A 687-nucleotide genomic window follows, 5' to 3' on the forward strand; every position below is an offset into this window, starting at 1 on the left:
GTGCCCAGCGCTTCCTGCTCCTTGCCGCTTGTAGGCCGCAAGAGCGGAAAACCGACCTCCTGAGCCCCCAAATCCTTGAGCGATCGCAATCCTTGCCTTTTTACATAAGACCCATTATGCGAAACAGCAAAACTTAGAACAAATACAATAAGCACAAACAAAAGGGGGACAAGCCAATGCCTGTCCCCCATCTCTCGTGGGTACAACCGGCCTCGTGAGCTGGTCGAGTAGGCCGCTCGTGGGGTGTGCGTAGTGGTGCGTTACAACGCCCATGGGATGCGAGTTTACGACGAAGCCGGACAGACGATTAAAGTGGCGCAGTGGCTACGCGAGCAACCCGAGGCGAGCGTCTCGCGCAGCGTTCGTATTCGTTCCGGCCAAAGCTACATTGAGGCCCACTTGCATGCACGTCGATTGCCGCCGGAGAAGGCGAACCTCGCGCGGCAGAAGGTCCGTGACCGAGCGCGCAAAAGGGGTCGTACCCCTGATGCTGAGGCCTTGACTTTGGCTGACTGGGTGTTGGTACTCAGCACCGTGCCCGCTGCAATGTTGCCTACCGAGGCGGTCATGGAGCTGTATCGAACCCGATGGCAGGTGGAACTGCTGATGAAGCGCCTAAAAAGCCTACTTGATTTCGATTGTCTGCGGGCCCGCCGAAACAGCGAGCTGGCCGATGTCTACCTGTAC

2 protein-coding genes are annotated in these 687 nt (G+C 57.8%); one reads left to right on the forward strand and one right to left on the reverse strand.

Going from position 1 to position 687, the window contains the following annotated elements; translation table 11 throughout:
• Positions 1-206 (reverse strand): hypothetical protein (locus CKO15_RS13985; protein WP_207124176.1); only part of this gene is annotated, 206 nt, incomplete at its 3' end.
• A gap of 46 nt (positions 207-252) precedes the next feature.
• Between CKO15_RS13985 and CKO15_RS13840 the strand changes: the two genes are divergently transcribed.
• On the forward strand, positions 253-687 hold a 435-nt coding region (locus CKO15_RS13840; protein ID WP_200197422.1), incomplete at its 3' end, for a transposase.

Origin of the sequence: Halorhodospira abdelmalekii (assembly GCF_016583625.1) — a bacterium.
GTDB classification, from domain to species: domain Bacteria; phylum Pseudomonadota; class Gammaproteobacteria; order Nitrococcales; family Halorhodospiraceae; genus Halorhodospira; species Halorhodospira abdelmalekii.